This window comes from Rhizobium sp. AN6A (assembly GCF_900215635.1).
GTDB classification, from domain to species: domain Bacteria; phylum Pseudomonadota; class Alphaproteobacteria; order Rhizobiales; family Rhizobiaceae; genus Agrobacterium; species Agrobacterium tumefaciens.
In genome coordinates this window covers 1,717,482-1,743,761 of record NZ_OCNC01000004.1, presented here as the reverse complement: position 1 = coordinate 1,743,761, position 26,280 = coordinate 1,717,482, and the positions used below count along the sequence as shown (strand labels likewise).

26 protein-coding genes are annotated in these 26,280 nt (G+C 59.6%); 14 read left to right on the top strand and 12 right to left on the bottom strand.

Annotated features, from left to right (window positions below):
* Positions 1–244: 244 nt before the first annotated feature.
* Positions 245–1,225, bottom strand: coding sequence for a bifunctional riboflavin kinase/FAD synthetase (locus tag CRO62_RS21040; RefSeq protein WP_004432194.1), 981 nt, complete (start codon positions 1,223–1,225; stop codon positions 245–247).
* 43 nt (positions 1,226–1,268) lie between these two features.
* Positions 1,269–2,117, bottom strand: a complete 849-nt coding sequence (locus CRO62_RS21035) for a TIGR01459 family HAD-type hydrolase (RefSeq protein ID WP_097101638.1) — start codon at positions 2,115–2,117, stop codon at positions 1,269–1,271.
* Positions 2,118–2,486: 369 nt separating this feature from the next.
* Here CRO62_RS21035 and groES point away from each other — a divergent pair, with 369 nt between their 5' ends.
* The 4 genes from groES to CRO62_RS21010 all read left to right on the top strand — a co-directional run bounded on the left by groES (position 2,487) and on the right by CRO62_RS21010 (position 6,132).
* Complete coding sequence (gene groES, locus CRO62_RS21030; RefSeq protein WP_003494080.1) at positions 2,487–2,783, top strand: co-chaperone GroES; 297 nt, start codon at positions 2,487–2,489, stop codon at positions 2,781–2,783.
* A 74-nt stretch (positions 2,784–2,857) separates the two neighbouring features.
* The gene (gene groL / locus CRO62_RS21025; protein ID WP_004432205.1) at positions 2,858–4,492 is read left to right on the top strand and encodes a chaperonin GroEL; all 1,635 of its coding nucleotides are present in this window, start codon (positions 2,858–2,860) and stop codon (positions 4,490–4,492) included.
* A 500-nt stretch (positions 4,493–4,992) separates the two neighbouring features.
* Positions 4,993–5,427, top strand: coding sequence for a hypothetical protein (locus CRO62_RS21015; RefSeq protein ID WP_025592588.1), 435 nt, complete (start codon positions 4,993–4,995; stop codon positions 5,425–5,427).
* A 258-nt stretch (positions 5,428–5,685) separates the two neighbouring features.
* Entirely contained in the window at positions 5,686–6,132 is a 447-nt protein-coding gene (locus CRO62_RS21010) for a DoxX family protein (protein ID WP_013635551.1), read from the top strand.
* A gap of 63 nt (positions 6,133–6,195) precedes the next feature.
* Here CRO62_RS21010 and hisG read toward each other — a convergent pair whose 3' ends face one another.
* From hisG to hisS, 3 genes are all read right to left on the bottom strand, one after another.
* Positions 6,196–6,888 carry an ATP phosphoribosyltransferase gene (gene hisG, locus CRO62_RS21005; protein WP_097101636.1) on the bottom strand — a complete coding sequence of 231 codons (693 nt, stop codon included), beginning with the start codon at positions 6,886–6,888 and terminating at the stop codon, positions 6,196–6,198.
* Positions 6,885–8,012 carry an ATP phosphoribosyltransferase regulatory subunit gene (locus tag CRO62_RS21000; RefSeq protein WP_004432209.1) on the bottom strand — a complete coding sequence of 376 codons (1,128 nt, stop codon included), beginning with the start codon at positions 8,010–8,012 and terminating at the stop codon, positions 6,885–6,887. The genes hisG and CRO62_RS21000 overlap by 4 nt, the downstream gene beginning before the upstream one ends.
* 201 nt (positions 8,013–8,213) lie before the next feature.
* Positions 8,214–9,734, bottom strand: a complete 1,521-nt coding sequence (hisS, locus tag CRO62_RS20995; RefSeq protein WP_097101634.1) for a histidine--tRNA ligase — start codon at positions 9,732–9,734, stop codon at positions 8,214–8,216.
* 156 nt (positions 9,735–9,890) lie between these two features.
* On the opposite strand from hisS, the gene CRO62_RS20990 reads away from it, so the two are divergent.
* From CRO62_RS20990 to CRO62_RS20980, 3 genes are read left to right on the top strand one after another with little or no spacing between them, the layout of a single operon-like run.
* Positions 9,891–10,124, top strand: coding sequence for a DUF6290 family protein (locus CRO62_RS20990; RefSeq protein ID WP_004432214.1), 234 nt, complete (start codon positions 9,891–9,893; stop codon positions 10,122–10,124).
* Positions 10,108–10,377: a type II toxin-antitoxin system RelE family toxin gene (locus CRO62_RS20985; protein ID WP_004432216.1), complete on the top strand. Its 270-nt coding sequence runs from the start codon at positions 10,108–10,110 to the stop codon at positions 10,375–10,377. Before CRO62_RS20990 ends, CRO62_RS20985 begins: the two co-directional genes overlap by 17 nt.
* Before the next feature lie 6 nt (positions 10,378–10,383).
* Positions 10,384–11,148 (top strand): hypothetical protein, encoded by a 765-nt coding sequence (locus tag CRO62_RS20980; protein WP_097101632.1) that lies wholly within the window; start codon positions 10,384–10,386, stop codon positions 11,146–11,148.
* A gap of 49 nt (positions 11,149–11,197) precedes the next feature.
* On the opposite strand, the gene CRO62_RS20975 is transcribed toward CRO62_RS20980, so the two are convergent.
* On the bottom strand, positions 11,198–12,115 hold the full coding sequence (locus CRO62_RS20975; protein WP_097101630.1) for a LysR substrate-binding domain-containing protein: 918 nt from the start codon (positions 12,113–12,115) through the stop codon (positions 11,198–11,200).
* Positions 12,116–12,197: 82 nt separating this feature from the next.
* Between CRO62_RS20975 and CRO62_RS20970 the strand changes: the two genes are divergently transcribed.
* Complete coding sequence (locus tag CRO62_RS20970; RefSeq protein ID WP_097101628.1) at positions 12,198–13,241, top strand: YeiH family protein; 1,044 nt, start codon at positions 12,198–12,200, stop codon at positions 13,239–13,241.
* A gap of 15 nt (positions 13,242–13,256) precedes the next feature.
* Here CRO62_RS20970 and CRO62_RS20965 read toward each other — a convergent pair whose 3' ends face one another.
* Together CRO62_RS20965 and CRO62_RS20960 are read right to left on the bottom strand one after the other, a co-directional pair.
* Positions 13,257–13,700: a hypothetical protein gene (locus tag CRO62_RS20965; RefSeq protein ID WP_097101626.1), complete on the bottom strand. Its 444-nt coding sequence runs from the start codon at positions 13,698–13,700 to the stop codon at positions 13,257–13,259.
* Entirely contained in the window at positions 13,697–14,326 is a 630-nt protein-coding gene (locus CRO62_RS20960) for a DNA-3-methyladenine glycosylase I (RefSeq protein ID WP_097101624.1), read from the bottom strand. Before CRO62_RS20960 ends, CRO62_RS20965 begins: the two co-directional genes overlap by 4 nt.
* Positions 14,327–14,563: 237 nt before the next feature.
* Here CRO62_RS20960 and CRO62_RS20955 point away from each other — a divergent pair, with 237 nt between their 5' ends.
* Positions 14,564–15,337 carry a L,D-transpeptidase gene (locus CRO62_RS20955; protein ID WP_004432233.1) on the top strand — a complete coding sequence of 258 codons (774 nt, stop codon included), beginning with the start codon at positions 14,564–14,566 and terminating at the stop codon, positions 15,335–15,337.
* A gap of 263 nt (positions 15,338–15,600) precedes the next feature.
* A complete protein-coding gene (locus CRO62_RS20950; RefSeq protein ID WP_097101622.1) occupies positions 15,601–16,260 on the top strand; it encodes an outer membrane beta-barrel protein in 660 nt (219 codons plus the stop codon).
* A gap of 236 nt (positions 16,261–16,496) precedes the next feature.
* On the opposite strand, the gene glcF is transcribed toward CRO62_RS20950, so the two are convergent.
* The 3 genes from glcF to CRO62_RS20935 all read right to left on the bottom strand — a co-directional run bounded on the left by glcF (position 16,497) and on the right by CRO62_RS20935 (position 20,544).
* Positions 16,497–17,798: a glycolate oxidase subunit GlcF gene (gene glcF / locus CRO62_RS20945; protein WP_097101620.1), complete on the bottom strand. Its 1,302-nt coding sequence runs from the start codon at positions 17,796–17,798 to the stop codon at positions 16,497–16,499.
* Positions 17,799–17,801: 3 nt separating this feature from the next.
* The gene (gene glcE, locus CRO62_RS20940; protein ID WP_097101618.1) at positions 17,802–19,004 is read right to left on the bottom strand and encodes a glycolate oxidase subunit GlcE; all 1,203 of its coding nucleotides are present in this window, start codon (positions 19,002–19,004) and stop codon (positions 17,802–17,804) included.
* Positions 19,005–19,095: 91 nt separating this feature from the next.
* Complete coding sequence (locus CRO62_RS20935; RefSeq protein WP_373694476.1) at positions 19,096–20,544, bottom strand: FAD-linked oxidase C-terminal domain-containing protein; 1,449 nt, start codon at positions 20,542–20,544, stop codon at positions 19,096–19,098.
* A 98-nt stretch (positions 20,545–20,642) separates the two neighbouring features.
* On the opposite strand from CRO62_RS20935, the gene CRO62_RS20930 reads away from it, so the two are divergent.
* Positions 20,643–21,542, top strand: coding sequence for a LysR family transcriptional regulator (locus tag CRO62_RS20930; protein ID WP_097101616.1), 900 nt, complete (start codon positions 20,643–20,645; stop codon positions 21,540–21,542).
* A 9-nt stretch (positions 21,543–21,551) separates the two neighbouring features.
* Here CRO62_RS20930 and CRO62_RS20925 read toward each other — a convergent pair whose 3' ends face one another.
* Complete coding sequence (locus tag CRO62_RS20925; RefSeq protein WP_065688321.1) at positions 21,552–22,826, bottom strand: DUF3422 family protein; 1,275 nt, start codon at positions 22,824–22,826, stop codon at positions 21,552–21,554.
* Between the two features lie 291 nt (positions 22,827–23,117).
* Between CRO62_RS20925 and CRO62_RS20920 the strand changes: the two genes are divergently transcribed.
* From CRO62_RS20920 to CRO62_RS20910, 3 genes are all read left to right on the top strand, one after another.
* Positions 23,118–23,891, top strand: coding sequence for a FadR/GntR family transcriptional regulator (locus CRO62_RS20920; RefSeq protein ID WP_097101614.1), 774 nt, complete (start codon positions 23,118–23,120; stop codon positions 23,889–23,891).
* 102 nt (positions 23,892–23,993) lie between these two features.
* Positions 23,994–25,340: a glycosyltransferase family 4 protein gene (locus CRO62_RS20915; RefSeq protein ID WP_004432251.1), complete on the top strand. Its 1,347-nt coding sequence runs from the start codon at positions 23,994–23,996 to the stop codon at positions 25,338–25,340.
* The gene (locus CRO62_RS20910) at positions 25,337–26,107 is read left to right on the top strand and encodes an HAD-IIB family hydrolase (RefSeq protein ID WP_097101612.1); all 771 of its coding nucleotides are present in this window, start codon (positions 25,337–25,339) and stop codon (positions 26,105–26,107) included. Before CRO62_RS20915 ends, CRO62_RS20910 begins: the two co-directional genes overlap by 4 nt.
* Positions 26,108–26,280: the final 173 nt, after the last annotated feature.

Below are 26,280 nucleotides of genomic sequence, written 5' to 3'. Positions count from 1 at the left end.
GTCGGTCGCGCCGTCTCAATTTCAAAGAGGGCAAATACGGAAAGCGCCATGTCAAATGCCATGACGAGCGCCAAAATCCCGGACCTTCCGGCTCTTCAGAGCGGGCGGAAGGCCGGGCCAATAATTCGGCCTATCTGAACTTTAAACAGCAACCGGTATTGGGACATGGCCGGTTGTTTATGCGGTTTTCCGGCAAAAAGGAAGTGAAAAGCGACGACAATCCGGGACAGGATTATCTGCCCGCTCAAAATGCTATCTTCGCATCCAATTCACTGAGCGGCCGTACGCCTGACAGCATCGCCCGCGCCTCTTCCTCGTCCCGCCTGATCTGCGCGACCAGAGGGTCCAAGCCGTCAAATTTCAGCTCGTCACGCAGGTGCCCGAAGAAGGATACCGAACAGACCTCACCATAGAGATCACCGGAAAAATCGAAGACGTAGGTTTCCAGAAGTGCCGCACCGTTATCGGTGACCGTCGGGCGGTAACCGAAGCTTGCAACGCCATCGTAAATCGCCCCATCGGGGCGGCGGAACCGCACGGCATAGATGCCGGCTTTCAGCTCCGTTTCGGGTGAAAGCGCCATGTTGGCCGTTGGGTAACCCAGCGTTCGCCCCAGCTTCTGGCCGCCGATGACTTCACTTTCCACCGTGAAACGATACCCGAGTTGTCCGGCTGCACCTGCCACATCCCCTTCGCACAGAAGCGAGCGGATACGGCTCGAGGAGACGACATCCGCGCCCTCGTCGCGAAAGGCATCCACGAGCGTCACGTCGAAGCCGTTGCGCTTGCCGGCCGCCATCAGAAATGCCGGGCCACCTTCGCGGCCCTTGCCGAAATGGAAATCAAAGCCGGTGACGACGGCGCTGGCGCCCAGCCAGTCGACCAGAATGGAATTGACGAACTCTTCCGCCGAGCGCTGCGAAAACTCGCGGTCGAAGGGGTATTCGATGACGGAGCGGAAGCCGATGGCCTCGAGAATACGTGCCTTCAACGGCGCAGGCGTCAGGCGGAAGACCGGCGTTTCAGGGCGGAAGACGGAACGGGGATGCGGTTCGAAGGTCAGCACCAGTGCCGGTACGCCGCGCGCCTCGGCCAGTTCCAGCGCACGGTCCAGAACGGCGCGGTGGCCGCGATGCACACCATCGAAATTGCCGATCGCGATGACGCCGCCGCGCAAGCCTTCAGGCAGCGGCTCCTTTTTTTCATTGCGATGAAAGACGGTCATTGCAGTCGATCCATTTTTTACGCCGGCTTACGCCAGACGTTTCCTAGGCAAGGCGGGGCATCCACCAGCCGGGAGCCGCGCCCTGCCCCTTCAGATAGGCGTTCAGAAGCGCCTCGTCCGTCTGGCCATTCAGCGTATATTCGGCGGCGTGAATGCCGCCGCTGATATAAAGAAGGTTTAGGCCGCTCGCAATTGCGCCCTTCACATCCGTCGGCATGCCATCGCCAATGGCGAGCACGCGATCCCTAGGGAAATCGCCGCGCACTTCTTTCGCCGCCGCAAGGCAGGCTTCATAGATCGGCGCGTGCGGTTTGCCGGCAATACGGACTTCGCCGCCAAGCTGTTCGTAATATGCGGCCATGGCGCCGGCGCAGGGAATGATGCGCTCGCCGCGCTCCACCACCAGATCGGGGTTGGCGCAGATCATCGGCGCCTTGCGGGCGATGAAGCCTTTCAGCATTTCCGTATAGTCTTCCGGCGTTTCCGTCTCGTCATCGAAGAAACCGGTGCAGACGACGGATTCCGCTTCCGCCTCGCCGACCCGTTCGACATCGAGACCTTCCAGCAGCGGCATGTCCCGCTCTGGGCCGAGCAGGAAGACTTTTCTCGGGCCTTCCGCGATCAGGCCGCGGGTGACGTCGCCCGATGTGATGATGCGGTCATAGGCCTCATCCGGCACGCCGAGAACGCGAAGCTGGGCGATGACACCGGGGGCCGGACGCGGCGAATTGGTGATGAGCACCACGGTCTTGCCGGCCTTGCGCGCGTCGTGCAGCGCAACCGCCGCATCCGGGAAAGCGCTGACGCCATTGTGCAGCACGCCCCAGACATCCGAAAGAACAACGTCGAACCCATCAGTGATTTCGCCGAGGGTGAGAATGCGATGGGCCATGATATGCTTTCCGGGTGCGAAAAAAGGGTGTGCGTCACATGGCAAAGCAGGACGCCGATGGCAAGGGAAAAAGCGGTGCCAGGCCTGCCTCCGGCCCACCGGCCACCATCCGAACATAAAACCCTTCTACGCCGAAAACGAAGGTTGCCTGAAAAAGAGCGATTTGTCCGCGCCCGCCAGAGCGTGGAAATTTTCTGTCATGGAACGCTGGTAACCATAGGCCGTGAAATTTTTCCGGCAGTGCGTTCTTGACTCCGGGGGGACGCCTCCTTATCTCGGCTTTGCTGGCACTCCAACAAGAGGAGTGCTAACACCCATCACGTGAACCTTCAAAAGGTTCCTGAAGTCATTTGATCGAGGGATTAGGCAATGACAAGCACCAATTTCCGCCCGCTTCATGATCGCGTCGTCGTTCGTCGCGTTGAGTCCGAAGCAAAGACCAAGGGCGGCATCATCATTCCCGATACCGCCAAGGAAAAGCCGCAGGAAGGCGAAATCGTCGCCGTTGGTTCCGGCGCTCGCGATGAGGCCGGCAAGGTCGTCGCTCTCGACGTCAAGGTTGGCGATCGCGTCCTGTTCGGCAAGTGGTCGGGCACCGAAGTCAAGCTCGACGGCGAAGACCTTCTGATCATGAAGGAAGCCGACATCATGGGTATCATCGGCTGATTTCGCCGAACCCATCGTTTCCTTAAATTTCAAGCCGGACCCCGTCCGGCCATTCGAAACCAGGAGTTTTGAAAATGGCAGCCAAAGAAGTCAAATTCGGCCGCACAGCGCGCGAAAAGATGCTCAAGGGCGTCGACATTCTCGCTGATGCAGTGAAGGTCACCCTCGGCCCGAAGGGTCGTAACGTCGTTATCGACAAGTCCTTCGGCGCACCGCGCATCACCAAGGACGGTGTTTCGGTCGCCAAGGAAATCGAACTCGAAGACAAGTTCGAGAACATGGGCGCACAGCTCGTTCGCGAAGTTGCCTCCAAGACCAACGACATCGCCGGTGACGGCACCACCACCGCAACGGTTCTGGCCCAGGCCATCGTTCGCGAAGGTGCAAAGGCAGTTGCTGCCGGCATGAACCCGATGGACCTCAAGCGCGGTATCGATCTGGCCGTTGCTGAAGTCGTCAAGGACCTTCAGGCCAAGGCCAAGAAGATCAACACTTCGGAAGAAGTTGCACAGGTCGGCACGATCTCTGCAAACGGCGAGCGTCAGATCGGTCTCGACATTGCTGAAGCAATGCAGCGCGTTGGCAACGAAGGCGTCATCACCGTTGAAGAAGCCAAGACCGCTGAAACCGAACTCGAAGTCGTCGAAGGCATGCAGTTCGACCGCGGCTACCTGTCGCCTTACTTCGTGACCAACCCGGAAAAGATGGTTGCGGACCTCGAAGACGCATACATCCTGCTGCACGAAAAGAAGCTTTCGAACCTCCAGGCCATGCTGCCGGTTCTCGAAGCTGTCGTTCAGACCGGCAAGCCGCTCGTCATCATCGCTGAAGACGTAGAAGGCGAAGCCCTTGCAACGCTCGTCGTCAACAAGCTGCGTGGCGGCCTCAAGATCGCTGCCGTCAAGGCTCCTGGCTTCGGCGACCGCCGCAAGGCCATGCTGGAAGACATCGCCATCCTGACCGGTGGTACCGTCATTTCCGAAGATCTCGGCATCAAGCTCGAAAGCGTTACCCTCGACATGCTCGGCAAGTCGAAGAAGGTTTCGATCTCCAAGGAAAACACCACGATCGTTGATGGTGCTGGCCAGAAGTCCGACATCGAAGGCCGTGTTGCCCAGATCAAGGCGCAGATCGAAGAAACCACTTCCGACTACGACCGCGAAAAGCTGCAGGAACGTCTTGCCAAGCTCGCTGGCGGCGTTGCCGTGATCCGCGTTGGCGGTTCGACGGAAGTTGAAGTGAAGGAAAAGAAGGACCGCATCGACGACGCTCTCAACGCGACGCGCGCTGCTGTTCAGGAAGGCATCGTACCGGGCGGCGGCGTTGCCCTGCTGCGTTCTTCCACGAAGATCACCGTCAAGGGTGAGAACGACGACCAGGAAGCCGGCATCAACATCGTCCGCAAGGCTCTGCAGTCTCTGGTTCGCCAGATTGCAGAAAACGCAGGTGACGAAGCTTCCATCGTTGTTGGCAAGATCCTCGACCGGAACGAAGACAACTACGGCTACAACGCCCAGACCGGCGAATATGGCGACCTGATCCAGCTCGGCATCGTCGACCCGGTCAAGGTTGTTCGCACGGCTCTGCAGAACGCAGCTTCGGTTGCTTCGCTGCTGATCACCACCGAAGCCATGATCGCCGAACTTCCTAAGAAGGAATCGGCAATGCCCCAGATGCCTGGCGGCGGCATGGGCGGCATGGACTTCTAATCAGTCCTGTCACTGGAATACGAAAGGGCGGTCTTCGGATCGCCCTTTTTTCGTTGCCGCCCATGCCCCTTGTGAGAGCTGGCACGATATCTTCACTTGCCGGGATCGGGCTTAAAAAATATTGTCTCTTTTTGAAACAGCGATAACTTTAGTCGGCTTGTTTTTGGCAGCGCGTGCAATAATCGGGTGCCGATAGAGGCGAATCACAATTGCCGATGGGGCGGATTTTCGCCCTCTCCAGTTTATAAGCACGACATTTAGTTGTCTTTTTTCATATATTTCGCGATTACGATGAAGGAATACATATTATTTTTGATTTTCTCTCTGGCAGGTTGTTGTGGGTAGAAGAAAATAAACTATAAGTCAGCGCCCGTGAGGGTGCCGCGGCGGGATGCAAGCATTGAAGGGGTTCGATGCTTGGCAAGCACGCTCGAATGCGGATGGCGATGAAAAATCAACTTGGCAGCGACGCTTGAGATTGCGGCGCTGGTACGATGTTCATGCGGGGGCGCGATTTGTTCGAAATATCAAGACGCAACGATGCTCTGCCTGCGGCCGCGACAACCATGCCGGATACTCAGACCCTGTCGCATTTCTTTATTTCGGAGGAATGGAGCGGCGATCTTTCGAGCGGCGTCATCAAGCTTGGCGAACATGCATCTTTCATGCATGGGCTGCCGCAGGGTGAGTGCGGCCTGCTCAGCCTGATCCGCTGTTATGATCGGGGTCACCACGACCGCGTGCTCGAAATTTTCGAACAGGCTTCCGCCGCACCCTCACGTTTCTGCTTTTCCACCGGCCTGTTCACCCTGCCGGCAATGCGGCAGCCGCTTATTTGCATGGGCGAATCCTCGGGTTTCGAGATCGGCCAGCAAGGGCGCATTTCGGGGCTCTTCCTGTTTCCGCGTTTCGAGGATATGCGCTTCGCCGCCTAGAGCGTTTCCAGTAAAACTGCGCAGCGGCTTTTATGTCAGGAAAATTTTTTAAAACTAATAGATAGATCGAGTCGAATGTCCCATTCAAACGGGATGCGCTCTCAATGTCATTGAACGAGTGTTGGTCGTTCACAAAATGAAGACAATTTGTCTTCTATTGTTCATCTTTATAGATGCATGATTTTCGGTCATTGATATCTCCAGACATCACCTAGCAGTTTAACCGGCGACACGCCGATCACTTACCGGAGATACTCCATGTCCAGCAGCCAGAACGCTCTCGTTCTCATCGCCCGCATTCTGCTTTCCTTCATCTTCATCTATTCCGGCTTCGGCAAACTCACCGATCCGGCTGGCACTGCCGGCATGATCTCGGGCGCCGGCATGCCTGCCGCAACCGCGCTTGCCTATCTTGCCGGCCTGTTCGAACTCGTTGCCGGTCTTGCCATTCTCGCCGGTTTCCAGACGAAGATCGCCGCATGGGCGCTTGCAGCATTCTGCGTGTTCACCGGCCTCGTATTCCACAGCGGCACCGTTGCCGTTCCCGGCTGGCCTGAGCCTGCTCTCGGCTGGATCAACACGCTGAACGGCATCATGCTGATGAAGAACATTACCCTTGCCGGCGCCTATATCCTGCTCGCAACCTTCGGTGCAGGAGCCTACTCCGTCGACGCAAAGCGCGGCTTCGTTACTGCGCGCGCCTGAACCAACAGGCTGAGCAAGAAAAAAGCCGCCGGAGCGATCCGGCGGCTTTTTTCTTTTATGCTTTCAGACAGCCGCTTTTATGCGCACCGCGATCTCCTGAACCGCCGGATCACCTTCGTGCTCCGGCTTGCGGGCGCGCACGAAACAGGCTTCCGAGCGGACGATGATACCATCGGAGAGGATTTTCAGGTGGTTAGCTTTCAGCGTCGAGCCGGTGGAGGTGATATCGACGATGATATCCGCCTGCCCTGCCGCCGGCGCACCTTCGGTGGCGCCAAGGCTTTCGACAATGCGGTAAAGCTGAATGCCGTGCTGGCGCGAAAAGAACTGCTGCGTCAGCCGCCAGTATTTGGTTGCGATTGCCAAACGGCGACCATGACGGGCACGGAATTCCGAGGCCACATCGCCGAGATCGGCCATGCTGTCCACATCCAGCCAGATTTCCGGCACGGCGACAACGACATCGGCATGGCCGAAACCGAGGCGGGCGCAGAATTCCACCTGCGCATCAGCGTTGGTCAGCCCCTCTCGCACCAGGTCTTCACCCGTCACGCCGAAATCCACGCTGCCAGCACCAATTTCGCGGGCGATCTCGGAGGCTGAGAGATAGGCAATCTCGATATCGTCGCGCCCTTCGATGCGGCCGCGATAGGACCGGTCGTTACCGACAGCTGCGACCTTCAGCCCGGCGCGTTCCAGAACGGCGGAGGCGTCTTCCTTCATCCGGCCCTTGGAGGGCAAGGCAATGGTGATCATGGCTTATCGCTCCCGCGCACCGTTTCGATGCGATCCAGCCAGAGGGAAAAGCCCACGGCCGGTATTTTTTCCTGCGCGCCAAGCAGCGTCAGCAGCCGGTCAAAACGGCCACCACCGGCCAGAACGCTATCGCTACCTTCTTCCATCACCTCGAAAACGAGGCCAGTATAATAATCGAGCGGACGGCCGAAGGCCGCGCCGTAGCTGACTGTTTCGAGATCGACCCCGGCATTCGCAAGGGCCGCGACACGCTTATCGAAAGCGGAAAGCGCACCGTCCAGTTTCAGCTTCGCCTTTGCGGCAAAATCGGCCAGAACTTGCGAGGCCTGCGGCAAGGGCGCCTGCAGGGCCAGAAACTGCTTGAGCAGTTCGAAACTCTCATCCGGCAGACGCGTGGCGGCAAGCGCCAGCTTTTCCCGCAGACGGCGGGCGATTTCCTGCGGCGAGCGGCTGGCATTGGTGGAATAGCCGGTTTCCTGCATTACCGTGTCGAGATAATCGACCAGCACCGCCTCTTCGCCCGTTGCCAGAAGTCCGGCGACCCGCGCGTCAAGGCCGGTCATGGGCTTGGGGTGCACGAGGCTTTCCAGCAGCGCGTCCAGCTGCGCCATGTCGCCGAAAGCCTGCACCAGCCGTTTCTGCCAACCGAGCGGCAGGCCAAGCGCTGCCACAACGGCTTCGAACACCTGCTGGTCGCCCAGCGTGACGGCGAGCGAACGGCCAGGCAGCAGGCGTTTCAGGATGGCGGTTGCATCAATCACGGCGCGGGCATCGGCGGCGGCGATATCGGTATCGCCGAGATCCTCGATGCCGGCCTGATAAAACTCGTTCGCACCCTCCCGGCGCTGGCGGAAGACCTCGCCCAGATAGGAGTAACGCTTCGGCGTACCGGTCGCCGTCTCGATATGGCGCAGGCAAACGGGAATAGTGAATTCCGGGCGCAGACAAAGGCTTTCGCCTGTCTCGCTCTCCGTCATGAAAATACGCCGGCGCAAATCCTCGCCCGCCATATCCAGAAACGGTTCGGCGGGCTGGATGACAGGCGTGTTCACACGACTTGTGCGGCGCGCGGCGAATTCTTCCAGTAGCTCTCCGGAAAATTCCGGCATGTCGATCAGGGGCATGGAATATTTCCTGTACAAGCCGCGAGATACCCCCCTCTGCCCTGCCGGGCATCTCCCCCACAAGGGGGGAGATTAGCAAGAGGCGCTACTGCCAATTCATTTGCAAAAATTGAGATGGCCGGGACATAGCCGCATATCGATCTCCCCCCTTGTGGGGGAGATGCCCGGCAGGGCAGAGGGGGGTAAACCGCGCGCTGCACGTTACTTGCCCTGCGCCCGCCGCACATCTTCGGCCTGATGTTCCAGAATCTCGCGGACCTTCGCCACCAGTTCCGTCTCCGGCGCGGTGATCTGTGCCACGCGCGCTTCGCGCCAGCTGGCATTGTCCTCGATTTCACCCGACAGGCGCTTGCCTTCGATCAAATCCTTGATCTGCACCACGCCTTCGGCACGCTCGTCACCGCCCTGGATGATGGCGATGGGGGAGCCGAGACGGTCGGCATATTTCAGCTGATTGCCGAATTTCTTCCAGTTGCCCTGATACATTTCGGCGCGGATGCCCTCGGCACGCAACGCCTGCGTGAAGCGCTGGTAACGGCCCATGCTCTCCACATCGCCATCCATGACGGTGATGAGAACCGGGGCGAGCGGCTTGACCTGACCAAGTTTGCCGAGGTTCTTGAGCGCAGTCATCAGGCGCGAGACGCCGATGGAGAAGCCCGTGGCTGGAACCGGCTGACCCATGAAGCGAGAGACGAGACCATCATAACGCCCGCCACCGCCGACCGAGCCGAACACGACCTTTTCGCCCTTTTCGTTGGTGACGTCGAAGGTCAGCTCGGCCTCATAGACCGGGCCGGTGTAATATTCGAGGCCGCGAACGACGGAGGGATCGATCTTGATACGCGTCGCATCGTAACCGGCACCGGAAACCAGAGAGCCGATGATGTTCAGTTCATCGACGCCTTCCGCACCTTTGGATGTGCCCGCAACCAGTTTTGCGAGATCATCGGCACTTTCCGCATAATCCTTGATGCCGACGAAAAACAGAACCTTTTCGATCTGCTCTTCACCGAGACCCGCACCCTTGGTGAAATCGCCGGATTCATCCTTACGGCCGGGACCGAGCAGCAGCTTCACGCCATCAGGGCCGAACTTGTCGAGCTTGTCGATGGCGCGCAGCACGTTCAGGCGACGACCGGCATTTTCCTCGCCACCAAGGCCGATGGCCTCCATGACGCCATCCAGCACCTTGCGGTTGTTGACCCGAATGACATAGTCACCGCGCGCAATACCAAGCGCTTCCAGCGTATCGGCCATCATCATGCACATTTCGGCATCGGCCTGCACGCCGGCAGCACCGACCGTATCGGCATCGAACTGCATGAACTGGCGGAAGCGACCGGGGCCGGGCTTTTCATTGCGAAACACATAACCGGCGCGATAGGTACGGTAGGGCAGCTGGATTTCGTTGAAATTTTCCGCGACATGGCGGGCAAGCGGTGCAGTGAGGTCGTAGCGCAGGCTCATCCACTGGTCGTCATCGTCCTGCAGCGAAAATACGCCCTCGTTCGGACGGTCGCTATCAGGCAGGAATTTGCCGAGCGCATCGGTATATTCAAACAGCGGGGTTTCCACCGGATCGAAGCCGTAAAGCTCGTAGACCTTGCGGATCTTGTCAATCATTTCATTGGTGGCATGGATATCGGCAGCAGAACGGTCCACGAAGCCACGCGGCAGGCGGGCTTTCAGTTTCTGAGGCTTTTTTGCTTTTTCGCTCATGATGCCGATCCGATATTTTCCTGAAATTATGCCGGTGTATTAGATGATGAAGCCCGGTGCGGCAAGCCGCAAAGCCTCTGGTTCTACTGGCCGCACGGGGCAAACAATGCTATATGGGATGCATGTATCCCATTTTAGTCGAAAAGGGCGCAAGCAATGAGCAAACAGACTGCCATCCGCCTGCCGGACGAGACCTATGAACGGCTGAAAGCGCTTTCCGAGCGCACGGGCCGTACGTCCGCTTACTATATCCGCGAGGCGATTGAGAAACATATCGAGGATATGGAAGATCTCTATCTTGCCGAAGAGGCGACGCGGCAGCGCATTGCCAATAAAGAGCGCACCTATAATCTGGAAGAAGTGATGCGCGATCTTGACCTGGAAAATTGAATTTCAGCATCGAGCCGTCAAACAGCTTGGAAAGCTGGCAAAGCAGGACGCGAACCGCATCGTTTCTTTTCTGGCAGACAGGGTCGTCCAGGACGATAATCCCCGCCAGACAGGTGCCGCCCTGCAAGGCTCAGAACTCGGCAGCTTCTGGCGTTACCGGGTAGGCGATTACCGTATCATCTGCGATATACAGGACCACAAGCTTGTCGTGCTGGTGGTGGAAATCGGCCATCGCCGCGAAATTTACCGTTAGGCATCCATGATCCTCGAAGCCCTGCAATATGCCGCCACACGGGCGGCCACGCCGAAACCTTTTCGGCCGCATATCCGCTATTCCGTCAATCTATGGGCGCGCGCCAACCGCTGCGCCACAGCATGGGCGGAGCATGAAAACAACAGCCAGCAATTTGTGCTGCAATCGGTGAGAAAACTCAAACAGAGACGGACGGCGGTGGTGCTCGGGTCGGGTCTGCTGCGCGACGTGCCATACGATGCGCTGGTGGCGATGTTCGATACCGTGGTTCTGGTCGATCTGGTGCATATTGCCAGCGTGCAGGCGAAGCTGCGCTTCAATTCCAAAAAGAATGTGCGCATCGTCAACCGCGATCTTTCCGGTTTTGACGATATCGTTGCCGGTAAAGAACCGGAACCGCTCGAGTTCCTGCGGCGGGTGCCCTATCTGGATTTCGTCGTCTCGGCCAACCTCCTGTCACAGATCGGCACCGGCGCGCGGCATCGGCTGGAGCGGGAGAAGATTGCCGGCGCGCCTGATGACCTTTTGCCGAGGCTCATTCAGACGCATCTGGATGCGCTGGCCGCCCTTCCCTGCAAGGTGTGCCTGATAACGGACACATCCTTTAACGTTATCGGCAAAGACGGCAGCGTGCACCAGCACGAGGACTTGCTGCATGGCGTCGATCTGTCCGCGCCGGCCGCCGGATGGGAATGGCCACTCGCTCCGTTGGGAGAGGAAAGCAGGGACTATCGAATCGTTCATCACGTCGTTGCGCGTGAACTGACGTGATAGGCTTCGCCCGCGCCGCGATCCCGATAATGCCGCGCGGCCTTTCGACCTACAAACCGGCAAGACCGGCCTTGTAGTCCTCCGAGGCGGCGCGGCTGAGGCGTTCCAGTTCCATGGCGGCACGGCTGGTGTGACGTTCCTTATGGCGCAGCAGAGCAAAATTGCGGGCGGGCAGATCGATGCCGGCGCGGACCAACAATCCCTGGCGTAAGAACAGGGAAGCGACGGAAGCGGAAACCGCAGTCGCCACGCCGCCGGAGCGTGCCGCCATCACCACTGCCTCGTTGGAGGGCAGTTCCAGCATCACGGAAAGATCTGCCGGGTCGACACCCATCTGCCGCACCGCCGCCTCGAAGGCGGAGCGGGTGCCGGAGCCCTGTTCGCGCAACACCCAAGACGTTCCGTATAGAATATCGAGGGCGGTGAGATAACGGCCGTCGGCGAAGGGGTGGGCGGAGCCGGTGACGACCAGAAGCTTGTCGGATACCACCGGCTGCACCATCAGCGCCGGCTCGTCGATCTTGCCTTCGATGAAGCCGACCTCAGCCAGCCCATCGAGCACGGCCTGCGTTACCGTTTTCGTATTGCCGATATCGAGTTTCAGCGTCACGCCCGGATATAGCTTCTTGAATTGCATCAGGATCGGCGGCAGCCAGTAGCTGGCAATGGTCTGGCTGGCGCAGACGGTGATTTCGCCGCGTGTCAGGCCGCCCATTTCGGAAAGAATCAGTTCCGCGCTGCGCACACGCGCCAGCGTCGCCCTGGCCTCACCCAGAAACACCCGTCCGCTTTCGGTCAATTCGATATTGCGGCCGACGCGATGGAACAGTTCGACATTGTAAAATGCCTCGAGGTTCTTGATAGCGGAACTGACGGCCGAGGCGGTCAAACCGATCGCTTGCGCGGCCCTTGTCAGGTGCTCGCGTTCGGCGACGGCGATGAAAATACGCAGTTGTTCGAAGGTCATGGCTTTTTCATTCGATTTTACCGAATAATATATGCCATATTATTTGATAGAATAAAACAGGCGGCTGCGGCATTCTCTGCCCATGGCACAGCATCGCACCCTCACTCATCCCTTCCAGTCTTCTCTTCGCTCGCTGACCCCGCTTCTGCCGGGCATTCTGCTTTGCGCGGCGGTCAGTTGCGCTGCCATTTTGGCGGAACGCTTTCAGGTGCGACTTGCCGGACATGCATGGCTCGGGGATCTGGTGCTGGCTATTCTGATCGGTACGCTTTTGCGTTCGCTGGTGTCGCTGCCGGCGGTTGCTTCGGCCGGCATCAAGTTCAGTGCCAAGACCCTGCTCGAAATTGCGGTGGCGCTTCTCGGTGCCTCCTTGAGCCTTGCCATTCTCAAAGGCGCAGGCGGCTTGCTGATCGGCGGCATCGCTGTCATCGTCGCCCTGTCGCTGATCTTCAGCTATGCCGCCGGGCGGATGCTGGGGCTGCCACCCAAACTCGCAACCCTTATCGCCTGCGGCAATTCCATCTGCGGCAATTCGGCCATTGCGGCGGCAGCGCCCGCCATTGGCGCCAAGCCAGAAGATGTCGCCGCCTCGATTGCTTTTACAGCCGTTCTCGGTGTCGCCGCCGTTCTGCTGATGCCGTTTCTGCCGCAGCTTCTCGGTCTTGATGCCACCCAATATGGCATCTTCGCGGGCCTGACGGTCTATGCCGTACCGCAGGTGCTAGCTGCCACCGCCCCGCTCGGCGCCGTTGCGGTGCAGACCGGGACAATCGTCAAGCTCATCCGCGTCCTGATGCTGGGGCCGGTCATTGCTGCCCTCTCCGTCATCCACGGCCAGTCCGGCAAGGGACGGCTGAAGTTGCAGCAGATGGTTCCGTGGTTCATCATCTGCTTCGTGCTGATGATCATGGCCCGTTCCTTCGGCCTCATTCCCGAGGTTCTGCTCGACCCCCTCGCCTCGCTCTCCAACATTCTCACCATCATGTCGATGGCGGCACTTGGTCTGTCGGTCGATATTCGCAGCCTTCGCCATGCCGGCGGTAAGGTCATCGTCGCCGCCAGCCTCTCGCTCGTGCTGCTTGGAATCTTGAGCTTCGGCCTGATCGCGCTGACGCAAACGGCCTGAAGGTGCGGCAGGCCGTTATTTCTGAGTGCTGACCGTCAGGATATAATGCGCGCCAAGTCCGCGGCGCGGTGATCCCAGGATAAGCGTCGGGCGGATCAGCCATTCAGTATCCGCCTTCGGCGTCAACGTGGCGATTTTACCTTCGGAGTCGCTGAAAAAGATCGCGTCCTGATCCGGCGTCGAAAAATCAAAGATCGCCATCAGGACGAATTCGCTGGAAGAGGTAAGCTCGACCTTCATCGTCTGCCCGGCCTTGACCTTCAGGCGGTAGACATCGCCACGGCCGCGCCGTGTCCAGCCAACGAGTTTCAGCGGCCCGGTGGGCGGCAGCGCAACTTCCTTGAGCCTTTCGCCGTCGTCCAGCCAGATGCCGTCGACGTTGCGGCTTTCCGCAAGGGATGGATGCGCCACGGCCGCCACGGCCATGGCAAAAGCCAGAAGAAGGGACTTTACCTTCATGGACGTACAAACTCCCGCCGCATGGCCTCGATCGGCTCACGGCAATGACAGCCTTCGATATGATCGTTGACCATACCCATGGCCTGCATGAATGCATAGACGGTCGTCGGGCCGACGAAGGTCCAGCCGCGCTTTTTCAAATCGCTGGAAAGACGAATGGACGCGTCGCTGGTGGGGTTGGCCCTTAACGTCGCATAGTCCAGCCTTTGCGGCCTTTCTGCGGCGGAAGGCTCGAACCCCCAGAAATAACGGGCAAGCGAACCGAATTCGTCCCGGAGCGCTATGGCGCGACGGGCATTGTTGATGGTCGACACGATCTTGCCGCGATGGCGGATGATGCCTTTGTCCGCAACACAGCGCTCAATGTCGGCCTCACCGAACTCCGCCACTTTTTCGAATTCGAAATTGGCAAAGACAAGACGGAAAGCCTCGCGCTTGCGCAACACCGTCAGCCAAGAGAGGCCGGACTGGAAGCCCTCGAGACATATCTTCTCGAACAGGCGGCGATCGTTGGTGACGGGATAACCCCATTCTCCGTCATGGTAGCGGCTGTAATCCTCAAGTCCCTGCTGCCAGAAACAGCGCACGCGGCCATCCGCGCCCGTTTCAAGTCCCGCCTCGTTCATACCGCAACCACCCTTTTTCGCTCCCGCCCGTGACCGGCGTGATGCGCGCACTTACCACTCATTCACCACGTTTCAAAACGGGTCGCTAACCTTAAATCCAGCTTTTTCTAATCAAGCGCTTTTTAATGAACAGCCATTTACGATTCGCTGGCGTCAAGGTGCGAACGTAGCCGGCAAGGCGGGTGAATGATCCCGCAATTGCTATTGTTGCGACATCCCGCAGAGAGAGTCCACCCGATGACGATGAAGTCCGTTTTTCTGGCGCTGAGCCTCGTTTCCACCTTCGCCGCCCCGGCCGCCGCCGCTGGTGAGCGTTACCGCGAGCGCCCGCCTGTCGTCGTCAGTCCAGACCTTTCCGCCCCCTGGGTAACGCAGCTTGGTGGCGGCAACGTGCGGCCCGTGGTTTACCCGCGCGCGCCAGCAGCCCGCCAGCCTTTCTTCCAGCAGCGCCAAGCCGCCATGCCGCAGCGCCCAAGCTCCGGCGTCACCTCGCAGCGCCCGGCCCGGGTACAGAACGCCGCCGTTCGCCCGAATGCGCCGGTGCGCACGCAGATCGCCCCGCAATTCCTGCCCCAGATCGTGAGCTACCAGACCACTCAGAAGCCCGGCACCATCGTCATCGATACGCCGAACCGCTTCCTCTATCTCGTCATGGCGGATGGCAAGGCCCGTCGTTACGGGGTCGGTGTCGGCAAGCCCGGTTTCGAATGGGCCGGAACGCACAAGGTAACCCGCAAGGCGGAATGGCCGAGCTGGACGCCCCCGAAAGAAATGATCAGCCGCGAAGCGACGAAGGGACACTACCTTCCGGCCTTCATGGAAGGCGGCCCTGCCAATCCGATGGGCGCGCGCGCCATGTATCTCGGCTCCACGCTTTACCGCATCCACGGTACCAACCAGCCCTGGACGATCGGCAGCAACAATTCCTCAGGCTGCATCCGCATGCGCAACGAGGATGTCACCGATCTTTACGAGCGTGTGAACGTCGGAACGACCGTCATTGTGATATGACGGCAACGGTGCCGCTAATACGCGGACTTGCAGCCGACACCACGGCAGATCGCGCTTGAATTGATGTCCCACAGCGGTACAATCGCTACTAGATTGATTGAAGGAGACTTGGCGGGGGACGCCAGGCGCCGGACCTCTCTCAGGGGGATGATGGAACGGCCTTGAAACGGGTGGTCAACTGACCGCCCGTTTTTCGTTTCTGTCATTTGAATGTTACTAAAAAGCGGTTTGGTGTGTCCTCAACACTAAACTGGATTCTCCCCATGCTGCGCCACGTTTCCATTCTTTGCGCCCTGCTGCTCAGCGGCGTTTCCTTCTCTTCCGCAATCGCGGGGGAATTTGAATTTTCCGGTTACGGCGGCTGGCAAAGCGCCCCGCACAGCGATGTCACGGTTTCGGACGGACCGGACTTCCGGGCCGGGTGGGAAGGCAAGTCATTTTCGAGCCCAGCCTATTGGGGGGTGCGCGGCACCTACTGGTTCGAGGAAGGCCAGCTCAACAATCTCGGCATCTCGCTCGATTACACGCATGACAAGGTCTATGCCGACGACCAGACGCTGGCGCGTTCCGGCTGGTCGCATTTCGAGTTCACCGACGGCCTGAACCTTTTGACGCTGAACGCGCTCTATCGTTTCCCGCTGGAGACCTGGCGCCTGACGCCTTACGTGGGCGCGGGCGTTGGCATCAACGTGCCGCATGTGGAGGTTACCCGGGCTTCCGGCAAAACCTTCGAATACCAGTTCGGTGGCGCAACCCTGCAGGCGCAGGCCGGCCTCAGCTACCGCATAACCGACAACTGGTCGACCTTCGTGGAATATAAAGGCACCTACTCCTTTATCGACGTGGATATCGACAATGGCGGCAAGCTGAAAACCGATATCATGACCAATGCGGTGAACTTCGGCGTGGCCTACAAGTTCTAAAGCTGGGATGGAAATAGAGGGTGCTTTCCGACAGGTGCCAAGCTACCCTCAAACCTCACTCCTGTGCTTGTCACAGGAATACATCCTACACGCGTCTGCGCGGCGAGAAGAGGCCTTTAAGCCCAAGGACTTGGGCTGACTGGATCCCTGTTACAAGCACAGGGATGAGGTGAGCGAACGACGCACCGGCCCGAACCTTATGTCGGGTCCCATGGCCGGTACACGCGAACGGCGCTCTAAGCCAAAAGCCTCGCGGGTTTCGGTCCGCCATAAGCCCAGTCCAACAGCTCGACCGTATGCAGGATCGGCATTTCCGTGCCAGTCGCGATCTGCGTGATGCAGCCGATATTGCCGGTGGCGATGACATCCGCGTGTGTGGCCTCGATGTTCCTCACCTTGCGCGCCTTCAGCTTTCCTGAGATCTCCGGCTGCATGATGTTGTAGGTTCCGGCCGAGCCGCAGCAGAGATGCCCTTCCGCCGGATCGCGGACGGTAAAACCAGCCGCTTTCAGCAATTGCTTCGGTGCCATGGTGATCTTCTGGCCATGCTGCATTGAGCAGGCCGAATGATAGGCAACCGTCAGGCCCTGGCTTTCCTTTTGCGGCAGGTCGAGCGTGGCAAGATATTCGGTGATGTCCTTCGCGAGTGCCGATACCCGTGCGGCTTTGTCCGCATAGGCCGGATCAAGCCGCAGCATATGGCCGTAGTCCTTGATGGTCGTGCCGCAGCCGGATGCGGTGATGATGACGGCATCGAGGCCGCCATTTTCCATTTCACGCGTCCATACATCGACATTGCGGCGGGCGGCGGCGAGCGCCTCAGCCTCGCGCCCCATATGATGCACCAGCGATCCGCAGCAGCCTTCCCCCTTCGGCACGACAACCTCCACGCCAAGCCGTGCCAGAAGACGCAGCGTCGCCTCGTTGATACCAGGATCGAGCACCGGCTGGGCGCAGCCGGTAAGAATGGCGACACGTCCACGCTTTTCGCCTTCGGCCGCCCGTTCACCCGGACGTGCAGAAGCTGAAACGGCGGGCACGGAAGCCGGGGCGAGAGCGAGCATGGATTGAAGCGGTTTCAGCGCGGGAAACTTCGCGAGCACACCGGCGAAGGGTCGCGCGATCCGTGCCAGATGCAAGGCCAGCCGGAAGCGACCGGGATAAGGCAGAACCGCAGCCAGAAGATTGCGGGTCAGGCGGTCCATGAAAGGACGCTTATAGGTTTGTTCGATATGGGCGCGGGCGTGATCGACAAGATGCATGTAATCCACGCCGGACGGACAGGTGGTGGTGCAGGCAAGGCAGGACAGGCAGCGGTCGATATGGGTGACGACTTCGCGGTCCGCCGGGCGGCTATTTTCCAGCATGTCCTTGATGAGGTAGATGCGGCCGCGCGGACTGTCCAGCTCATTGCCGAGCGTGACATAGGTGGGACAGGTGGCGGTGCAGAAGCCGCAATGCACACATTTGCGCAGTATCTTTTCCGATTCCGCCACATGCGGATCAGCCAGTTGCTCGGGCGTGAAGGATGTTTGCATGGTTCAGACGGCCCTTCCCATCTTGCCAGGATTGAAGATGCCCGCCGGATCGAGCTTTTCCCTGATGCGCGCAGACAATATGGCCTCCGCCGCCGGGCGCGGTTCGAATGCCGCCACGGTGGCACGCACCGCGTCGCTCGCCCGCATCAAGGTGGCGTGCCCGCCGCCGAGCGCGCGGATGGCACCGCGCAGCAATTCCGCTTCCGGGTCCGCCTCCATCTGCATCCAGATGAGACCACCCTGCCAGTCATAAAAGGCATCGATGCCCGCTTCCATGCGCAAGGCAGAAACCAGTCTGTGGCCTTCGCTCGGCGCGACCGAGACTTTCCAGAGCGGTTTGGCATCTTGCCCGGCATAGGGCGCGACATTCCGCACCTGACGCCATAAAACAGCACTCTCCTCGCCTTCCAGCAGCGCCCATGGGCCAACCCGATCCATGACGGAAAGGAGTTTCGCCGCGCGCGCCTCGACGGAAGCCCCGAGCCCTTCCAGCCGCAGGATTGTCGCCGGACCTTCCGGCAGCGCGCCTGCGATGAAATGGGAGCGAACGCTTTCCGGCAGATGGGCCGCACCGGAAACCTCGACGCTCATCGCCATCGCCGCCGCCATGATCCGCGTCGCGGCCTCGTCGTCCAGACCGGAGACAACCACGGTTTTTTCCGCTGGCGGTTTCGGCAACACGCGGAAGGTTACTTCCGTGAGAAAGCCGAGCGTGCCGTGTGAACCCGCCAGAAGCTTCGAGAGATCTAGCCCGGTGACATTCTTCATTACCCGGCCACCGGCCTTGATGACTTCCGCCTTTCCATTGACGAAACGGATGCCGAGCAGGCTGTCACGCGCCGCACCAGCCACATAACGGCGTGGGCCGGAAACATTGGCAGCAAAGACGCCGCCGATGGTCGGCTCGCCTGTGGTTCCCATGATCGGGCGGTGGTCCATCGGCTCGAAGGCCATCATCTGCCGGTTTTCGGCAAGTGCGGCCTCGACGGTGGCGAGCGGTGTGCCTGCCTTGACCGTCATGACCATTTCGGCGGGGTTGTAGGCGATGATGCCAGCCATTGCGCGGGAGGAAAGCGTTTCATCTGCCTCGACCGCATTGCCGAAACCGGAGCGGGTGTTGCCGCCGATGATTTTCAGCGGGGTTTTTCGGGTTGTGTGGTCGCGGATGATGTCGGCGACCTGGGTTTCTGCATAGGGGGTCAGCATGGGGTGCGCTCCGAGCAAGAGATACCCCCCTCTGCCCTGCCGGGCACAGAGGGGTGAGCCGCACCCACCAAAGCTACAAAGCTAAAGTACATCATCCCCTCCCCTCCAGCGGAAACACCTTGGAAGGGTTCATCAACCAACCCTCGTCAAAAGCAGCACGAACCGCCATCTGCTGGTCAAGATCAGCCTCGGCATATTGGTGCCGCATCAGATCGCGTTTTTCGATGCCGACACCGTGTTCGCCGGTGAGGCAACCGCCCGCATCGACGCAGAGCTTCAGGATTTCATTGCCCGCCTCTTCGGCCCGGGCGGCGTCTTCCGGATCGTTGGCGTTGAACAGGATCAGCGGATGCATGTTGCCATCGCCCGCATGAAAGACATTGGCGACGCGAAGGCCGAGGCGGTCGGTGATTTCGCTTGTCTTTTTCAGCACATAGGAAAGCTGGGAAAGCGGCACCGTGCCATCCATGCAGATATAATCCGCGATGCGGCCCGTTGCGCCGAAAGCGGATTTGCGGCCCTTCCAGATCGCCGCGGCCTCCATGGCCGACTGGCATTCCCTGACCGTCTTCACGCCGTGTTTTTTCGCAATGGCGACGATATCGGCCAGCATGGCGTCCATTTCCGCCTCCGAGCCTTCGACCTCGACGATCAGCAGCGCACCGACATCCAGCGGATATCCGGCCTTGGCGAAGGCCTCGCAAATCTCGATTGCCGGTTTGTCCATGAATTCGATGGCGACAGGAATGATGCCCGCGCCGATGATATCGGCCACGCAGGAGCCAGCTTCTTCGGAAGTTTCGAAACCGAACAGCACCGGGCGCGCGCCCTCCGGCTTGGCAATCAGCCGCACCGTCGCCTCCGTGACGATGCCGAGCTGGCCTTCCGAACCGCAAACGAGGGCGAGAAGATCGTAACCGGCAGCGTCAAGATGCTTGCCGCCCAGCTCCAGCACCGTGCCATCGACAAGCACCATTTTTACGCCGAGCAGATTATTGGTGGTGACACCGTATTTCAGGCAGTGCGCACCGCCGGAATTCATGCCGACATTGCCGCCGATGGTGCAGGCAAGCTGCGAGCTTGGGTCCGGCGCATAGAAAAAGCCTTCCGCACCGGCCGCATCGGAAATGGAGAGATTGGTGACGCCCGCCTGCACCCTTGCCGTGCGATTGTAAAAATCGAGTTCGAGGATCGCGGACATCTTCGAAAGGCCGATCACCACCGCATCTTCCTGCGGAATGGCGCCGCCGGAAAGCGAGGTGCCCGCGCCGCGCGGCACGACAGGAATGCCGTAACGGTGACAATATTTCAGCACCGCTGCGACCTGCTCGGTGGTCTTTGGCAAGGCGACGGCCAGCGGTAGGCGGCGGTAGGAGACGAAAGCATCGGTCTCGAAAGGCACGAGCTCACGCGGCTCGTGCACGAGACAGTCCTCGGCCAGGATATCCTTCAGATCGGATATGATGCGGTCACGGCTCGATAAAACCGCCGCACGCGGCTCCAGAAACTTGATCGGCTGCGTCACCGCCCCCTCCTCCATGCACGTCTTGCCAAGTGGTATTGTTTCTTTACCACTTTGAAGGAGCGCAATCAAATGCTAAGGATTTTTTCCGTTCTGGAAATAATCGGGAGGCAACTGTGACAAATCTGGGCGATCTGGAGGTCTTCGCAACCGTTGCCGCCTCCGGCAGCATGTCGCTTGCCGCCAAGGAGCTTGGTTATTCGCCCGCTGTTATTTCCAAGCGCATCAAGCGGCTGGAAGAAAAGCTCGGCGCACGGCTGTTCCAGCGCACAACAAGGCAGATCTCACTGACCGAAGCGGGCCAGGGCTTTTACGAACGGGTACTTGCCGTGCTGGAGGGGCTGGAAGATGCCGAGGATTTCGTGTCCGGGCGCGCCAACACCGTCAACGGTACGCTCAAAATCTCAGCTCCCACCTCCTTCGGTCGCATGCATATTGCGCCGCATCTGAAGACGTTCATGGAGCGCCACCCGGACCTGTCGGTCAATCTGGTGCTCAGCGACGAATTCATCGATATAATCGAAGGCGGTTACGATCTGGCGATCCGCATCGCCGATCTCAATTCCTCCAGCCTCGTCGCCCGCCGGCTGGCGCCGGTGCGCCGCGTGCTGTGCGCCTCGGCGGAATATGTCGCTGCCCACGGCATGCCGGCGACGATCGAGGACCTTAAGAAGCACCGCTGCCTGCCGGCCCACAACAACGATATCTGGCGACTGGAAGGACCGGGCGGGGCGCTCAGCATCCGCCCGGAAGGCATGCTGGTCACCAACTCCAGCGAGGTAATCCGCGAGGCGGTGATATCGGGACTGGGAATTGCGTTGCGCTCCACCTGGGATATCGGCCACGAATTGCGGGCCGGCCGTCTGGTGCAGGTTCTACCCAGTTATGAGGGATCGCGAAACGTCACGCTCTCGGCGGTCTATCCGAGCCGGCAGTTCCTGCCCGCGAAGGTGCGGCTGTTCATCGATTATCTTGCCGGGCTTTACGGCCCTTCACCCTATTGGGAGCATGATTAACGCCGGTATTCAGTGCCCGCCCTCGACATGGGAGCGGCGAATGCGGCGCACCACCCACCAGACGCCAAAGACGGCGAAGGGAACGGAAAGGCCGGTGACCACGGCGGGATCAACCGGTAGCACGTCGTGGCTGATCGCCTTGGTGAGATAACCGATCAATCCGACGACGTAATAGGAGATGGCGGCGACCGACAGGCCTTCCACCGTCTGCTGCAGGCGAAGCTGCATGGCGGCGCGCTTGTTCATGGTGTTCAGGAGCACCGTGTTCTGCCGCTCCAGTTCCACGTCGATCCAGCTTCTGACGAGTGCCGTGGCGCGATAGAGCTTGCGCGACAGGTTGGCCTGCCGCTCCTCGACCGACTGGCAGGTGCGCATGGCGGGCGCCAGACGCCTTTCCAGAAAGCTGCCCATGGTCTCGTGCCCCTGAACCGGCGTTTCCGCAAGCGCGCGAATACGTTCACGCACGATGCCGTCATAGGCGCGGCTGGCGCCGAAACGATAGAGGCTGAGCGCGGCATTGGCTTCCAGTTCCGCCGCAAGCCGGGTCATCTCCGCCAGCAGCGCATCGGCCTCGTCGCGCGCGCCATTTTTCATGCGCTGGGTGATGCCCGTCAGGCCATCTTCGATGCGACGGATTTCCGGCGACAGCGTCTGCGCCATCGGCAGGCCGAGCATGGCGAGTGTGCGATAGGTCTCTATATCCAGCAGCCGCTGCACCAGCGCACCGCGGCTGTAATCGCTCAAACCCCGGTCGATCACCAGTATCTGCGTCAACCCGTCACGATCCTGACGGAAATCGGTGAGGATCGCCGCCTGCCCGTCGCGCACGTCGCTGTAACAGAGGCTCGTCGGCTCGAACATGGTCTCCGCATTGGGGGCCGTTGCGCCTTCTGGACGGATTTCCAGCCGTATGCCTGATATCAGGGAGCCGGGTGGTGAAAAACCGTCGCCGAACGGGTCGCCGACAATATCACCGCCGAATTTTTCCGGCGCGGGGCCATCCCAGAACCATGTCGAGAATTCGGTATGCCGCTCCCAGCGCAGCGTGCCCTGCCCCCAGGGCATGGCATGGTGGCGGGCATCGCGTTCCGGCGGCGCGACACCCCGGCTGCGCGACATTTCCGCAATGACCGAGTGATGCACGGCAGAACCGCCATCCATCATGAAGGCAAGCTGGACGATGATGCGCGACGGCGCAAGAAGCACGGTCGGCCGCGCATGAACCTCGCCGAGAGCCAGCGATCTTTCCGGCGCGCTTGCGAAAGCAAATCTACCCTTGGCCATTACGATATCGTCCCCGCCTGTTTCGCCGGTTTTCTAGAGCATCCTTCGCGATGACGACACCGCCAATCGAAGCAGATGTAATTGTTTTGATGCACCTGACGGAGAAAACCCGCCATCACCACCCTGTCCGGGTGCTTTAACAAAAGCCAGTTTAAAAAGGCAGGTGCCGTGTTGCCGCAGGCATGGCGCAGAGCTTGCGGCAGAACTGGACAGAATATTTGACCAGTGCGATGCTTCGCTGATAATTTGCCTCATCGAATACGGGGCGGGATTTCGCCGGAGAATGTTGCGATGGACGAAACACTGTTCGCCCGAATAGAGCACAGCCGCACATCGCAGGAGGTGATCTTACGTTTCGAGGAGCTGATCCTCGACGGCATATTGCGGGATGGCGACCGGCTGCCCGGCGAGCGTGAACTGGCGCAGAAGCTCGATGTCTCGCGGCCAATCCTGCGGGAAGCGCTGAAGGAACTCGAAACGCGCGGCCTTCTCACCAGCCGACACGGCGGTGGGACTTATGTGGCCGATATTGTCGGCCCGGTCTTTTCCGATCCCTTGAGCGCGCTGATCACACGCCACAGCCGGGCAACGCGGGATTTTCTGGAATATCGCCGATATATCGAAGGCATGACCGCCGAACTTGCGGCACAGCGGGCGACGGAGCCGGACAGGCGCAACCTTGCAGCTATCGTCGAAAAAATGCGGGAGGCCCATGAGGCTGGCCGCTTCGAAGAAGAACTTGCAAGCGATGTGGAATTTCACAACGCCATCGGCGAGGCGGCACATAATATCGTGCTGATGCACACATTGCGGTCCTGCTACCGGCTCCTGAGCGACGACATCTTCTATAACCGCCATCTCATATTCAGTGTCGCAGGTGCGCATGATGAGGTGCTGAGACAGCATATCGCCATCCACGAGGCCATTGCGGGCGGTGATGCGGCAGGGGCAAGGGCTGCGGCGGAAACCCATATCGATTTCATCGTGGACACCACATCCAAGGCGCATCAGGCAAGGGAATGGGACCGGATTTCGCGCCTGCGACAACAGCAGCGCAACGCCTGAAAACAGCTTCAGACGAAATGCGGCATCGCTTTTCTTCAGATTTTATGGAACCTTTTGTCCTCTTTGGTCTTTTTCTGGGGTTAATTGGAAAAATTTACCAAGATGGGACCCATGACGACCACGAGCGAAACTGAACGCTATCCAAGGATAGCTCTCATATCGACGCATGGCTATGTCGCCGCGCACCCGCCACTCGGCGCAGCGGACACCGGGGGACAAGTGGTTTATGTGCTTGAGCTTGCACGCAAACTCGGCCAGCTCGGTTACACCGTTGATCTCTATACCCGCCGCTTCGAAGACCAGCCGGAATTCGACGAGGTTGACGAGCGCGTCCGTGTGGTGCGCATTCCCTGCGGCGGGCGCGATTTCATTCCCAAGGAATATCTGCACCGCCACCTGATGGAATGGTGCGAAAACGCCTTGCGCTTCATCAAGAAAAACAACCTCAACTACTCTTTCATCAACAGCCACTACTGGGATGCGGGCGTTGCCGGGCAGCGGCTTTCCGAGGCGCTGAAAGTTCCGCATCTGCACACGCCGCATTCGCTCGGCCTCTGGAAAAAACGCCAGATGGAAACCGATTACCCGGAAAAGGCCGATACCTTCGAACTGGAGTTCAATTTCAAGGAACGTATCCAGCACGAACTCATCATCTATCGCAGTTGCGACATGGTGATTGCGACGACGCCGGTGCAGCTCGACGTCCTGATCGAAGATTACGGTCTGAAGCGCAAGCACATCCACATGATCCCGCCGGGTTATGACGACAACCGCTTCTTCCCCGTCTCGGATGCGACGCGGCAGATGATCCGACAGCGTTTCGGTTTCGAGGGCAAGGTGGTGCTGGCGCTTGGACGCCTTGCCACCAACAAGGGTTACGACCTTTTGATCGACGGCTTCTCGGTTCTTGCGGCGCGCGAACCGGAAGCCCGCCTTCATCTTGCCGTCGGCGGCGAGAATATGGACGAGCAGGAAACCACTATTCTCAATCAGCTGAAAGAGCGGGTCAAATCGCTCGGGCTGGAGGACAAGGTGGCGTTTTCCGGCTATGTCGAGGATGAGGATTTGCCTGATATCTACCGGGCAGCCGATCTTTTCGTTCTGTCGAGCCGTTACGAGCCATTCGGCATGACCGCGATCGAGGCGATGGCGAGCGGAACTCCGACCGTGGTAACCATCCACGGCGGGCTGTTCCGCGCCGTCAGCTACGGCCGCCACGCGCTGTTTGCCGATCCTTTCGATAAGGAAGACCTCGGCATCACCATGATGAAGCCGTTCAAGCACGAGCGGCTTTACGGGCGGCTTTCCCGCATGGGGGCGCACAAGGCGCGTAGCCTGTTCACCTGGACGGGAATCGCGCAGCAATTGCTGGCGCTGGTGGAAGGCAGGCCGCTGATGCCGGTTCTGGAAGAATCCGATTGGGCAGAGCCATGGAACGACGGCGATTGAAACCGCTTCGCCTGTTTTCCACCGATCTCGACGGAACCGTCGTCGGCGATAACGCCGCTACGCGCCGGTTCCGCGATTTCTGGCATTCGCTGCCGGACGATCTTCGCCCGGTCCTGGTCTTCAACAGCGGCAGGCTGGTCGATGACCAGCTCGCCCTCTTGGAAGACGTTCCCTTGCCGAGGCCCGACTACATTATCGGCGGGGTCGGCACCATGCTGCACGCAAGAGAGCGGGGCGAGCTTGAAAGCGCCTATACGCTTTCGCTCGGCACGGGTTTCGACCGGCGAAAGATCGCCGATGTCATGGCCGGCCTGCCGGGTGTGACAATGCAGGCGGAACGCTATCAGCATGGCCTCAAATCCAGCTGGTTCCTGCATGGTGCGGATGAGAAGAAGCTCAGTGATATCGAAGCCACGCTCGTTGCGGCGGATATCGATGCCCGGATCGTCTATTCCAGCAACCGCGACCTCGACATATTACCAAAGGCCGCAGACAAGGGTGCGGCATTGGCGTGGTTATGTGGACAACTGCACATTGGTCTCGACGAATCAGTGGTTGCAGGCGATACTGGCAATGATCGGGCGATGTTCGAGTTGAACGGTATTCGCGGTGTGATCGTTGGCAATGCCTTGCCGGAGCTTCTTTCGCTGGCGAACCATGACAACCGTTTTTTCCTCTCGCGCGCGACCGAAGCTGACGGTGTGATCGAAGGTCTCCAGAATTGGGGATTGCACACTGGCCAACGCAGTTCCGGCAATAATTCATAGCGGTTTTGCGTTCTGAATAGCGTAAAACATAAAAAATGCAGTATTCCCGCGATCGGTCGCTGACGGTTACGTACCGGGCAAAGCCTTCGTTCGCACCCCTGCCACATCCCCTGCTGCCTACGATCTTCAACGGCATGAAGACAATAGTGGGTTATGCGTGAGAGGGGATTGGC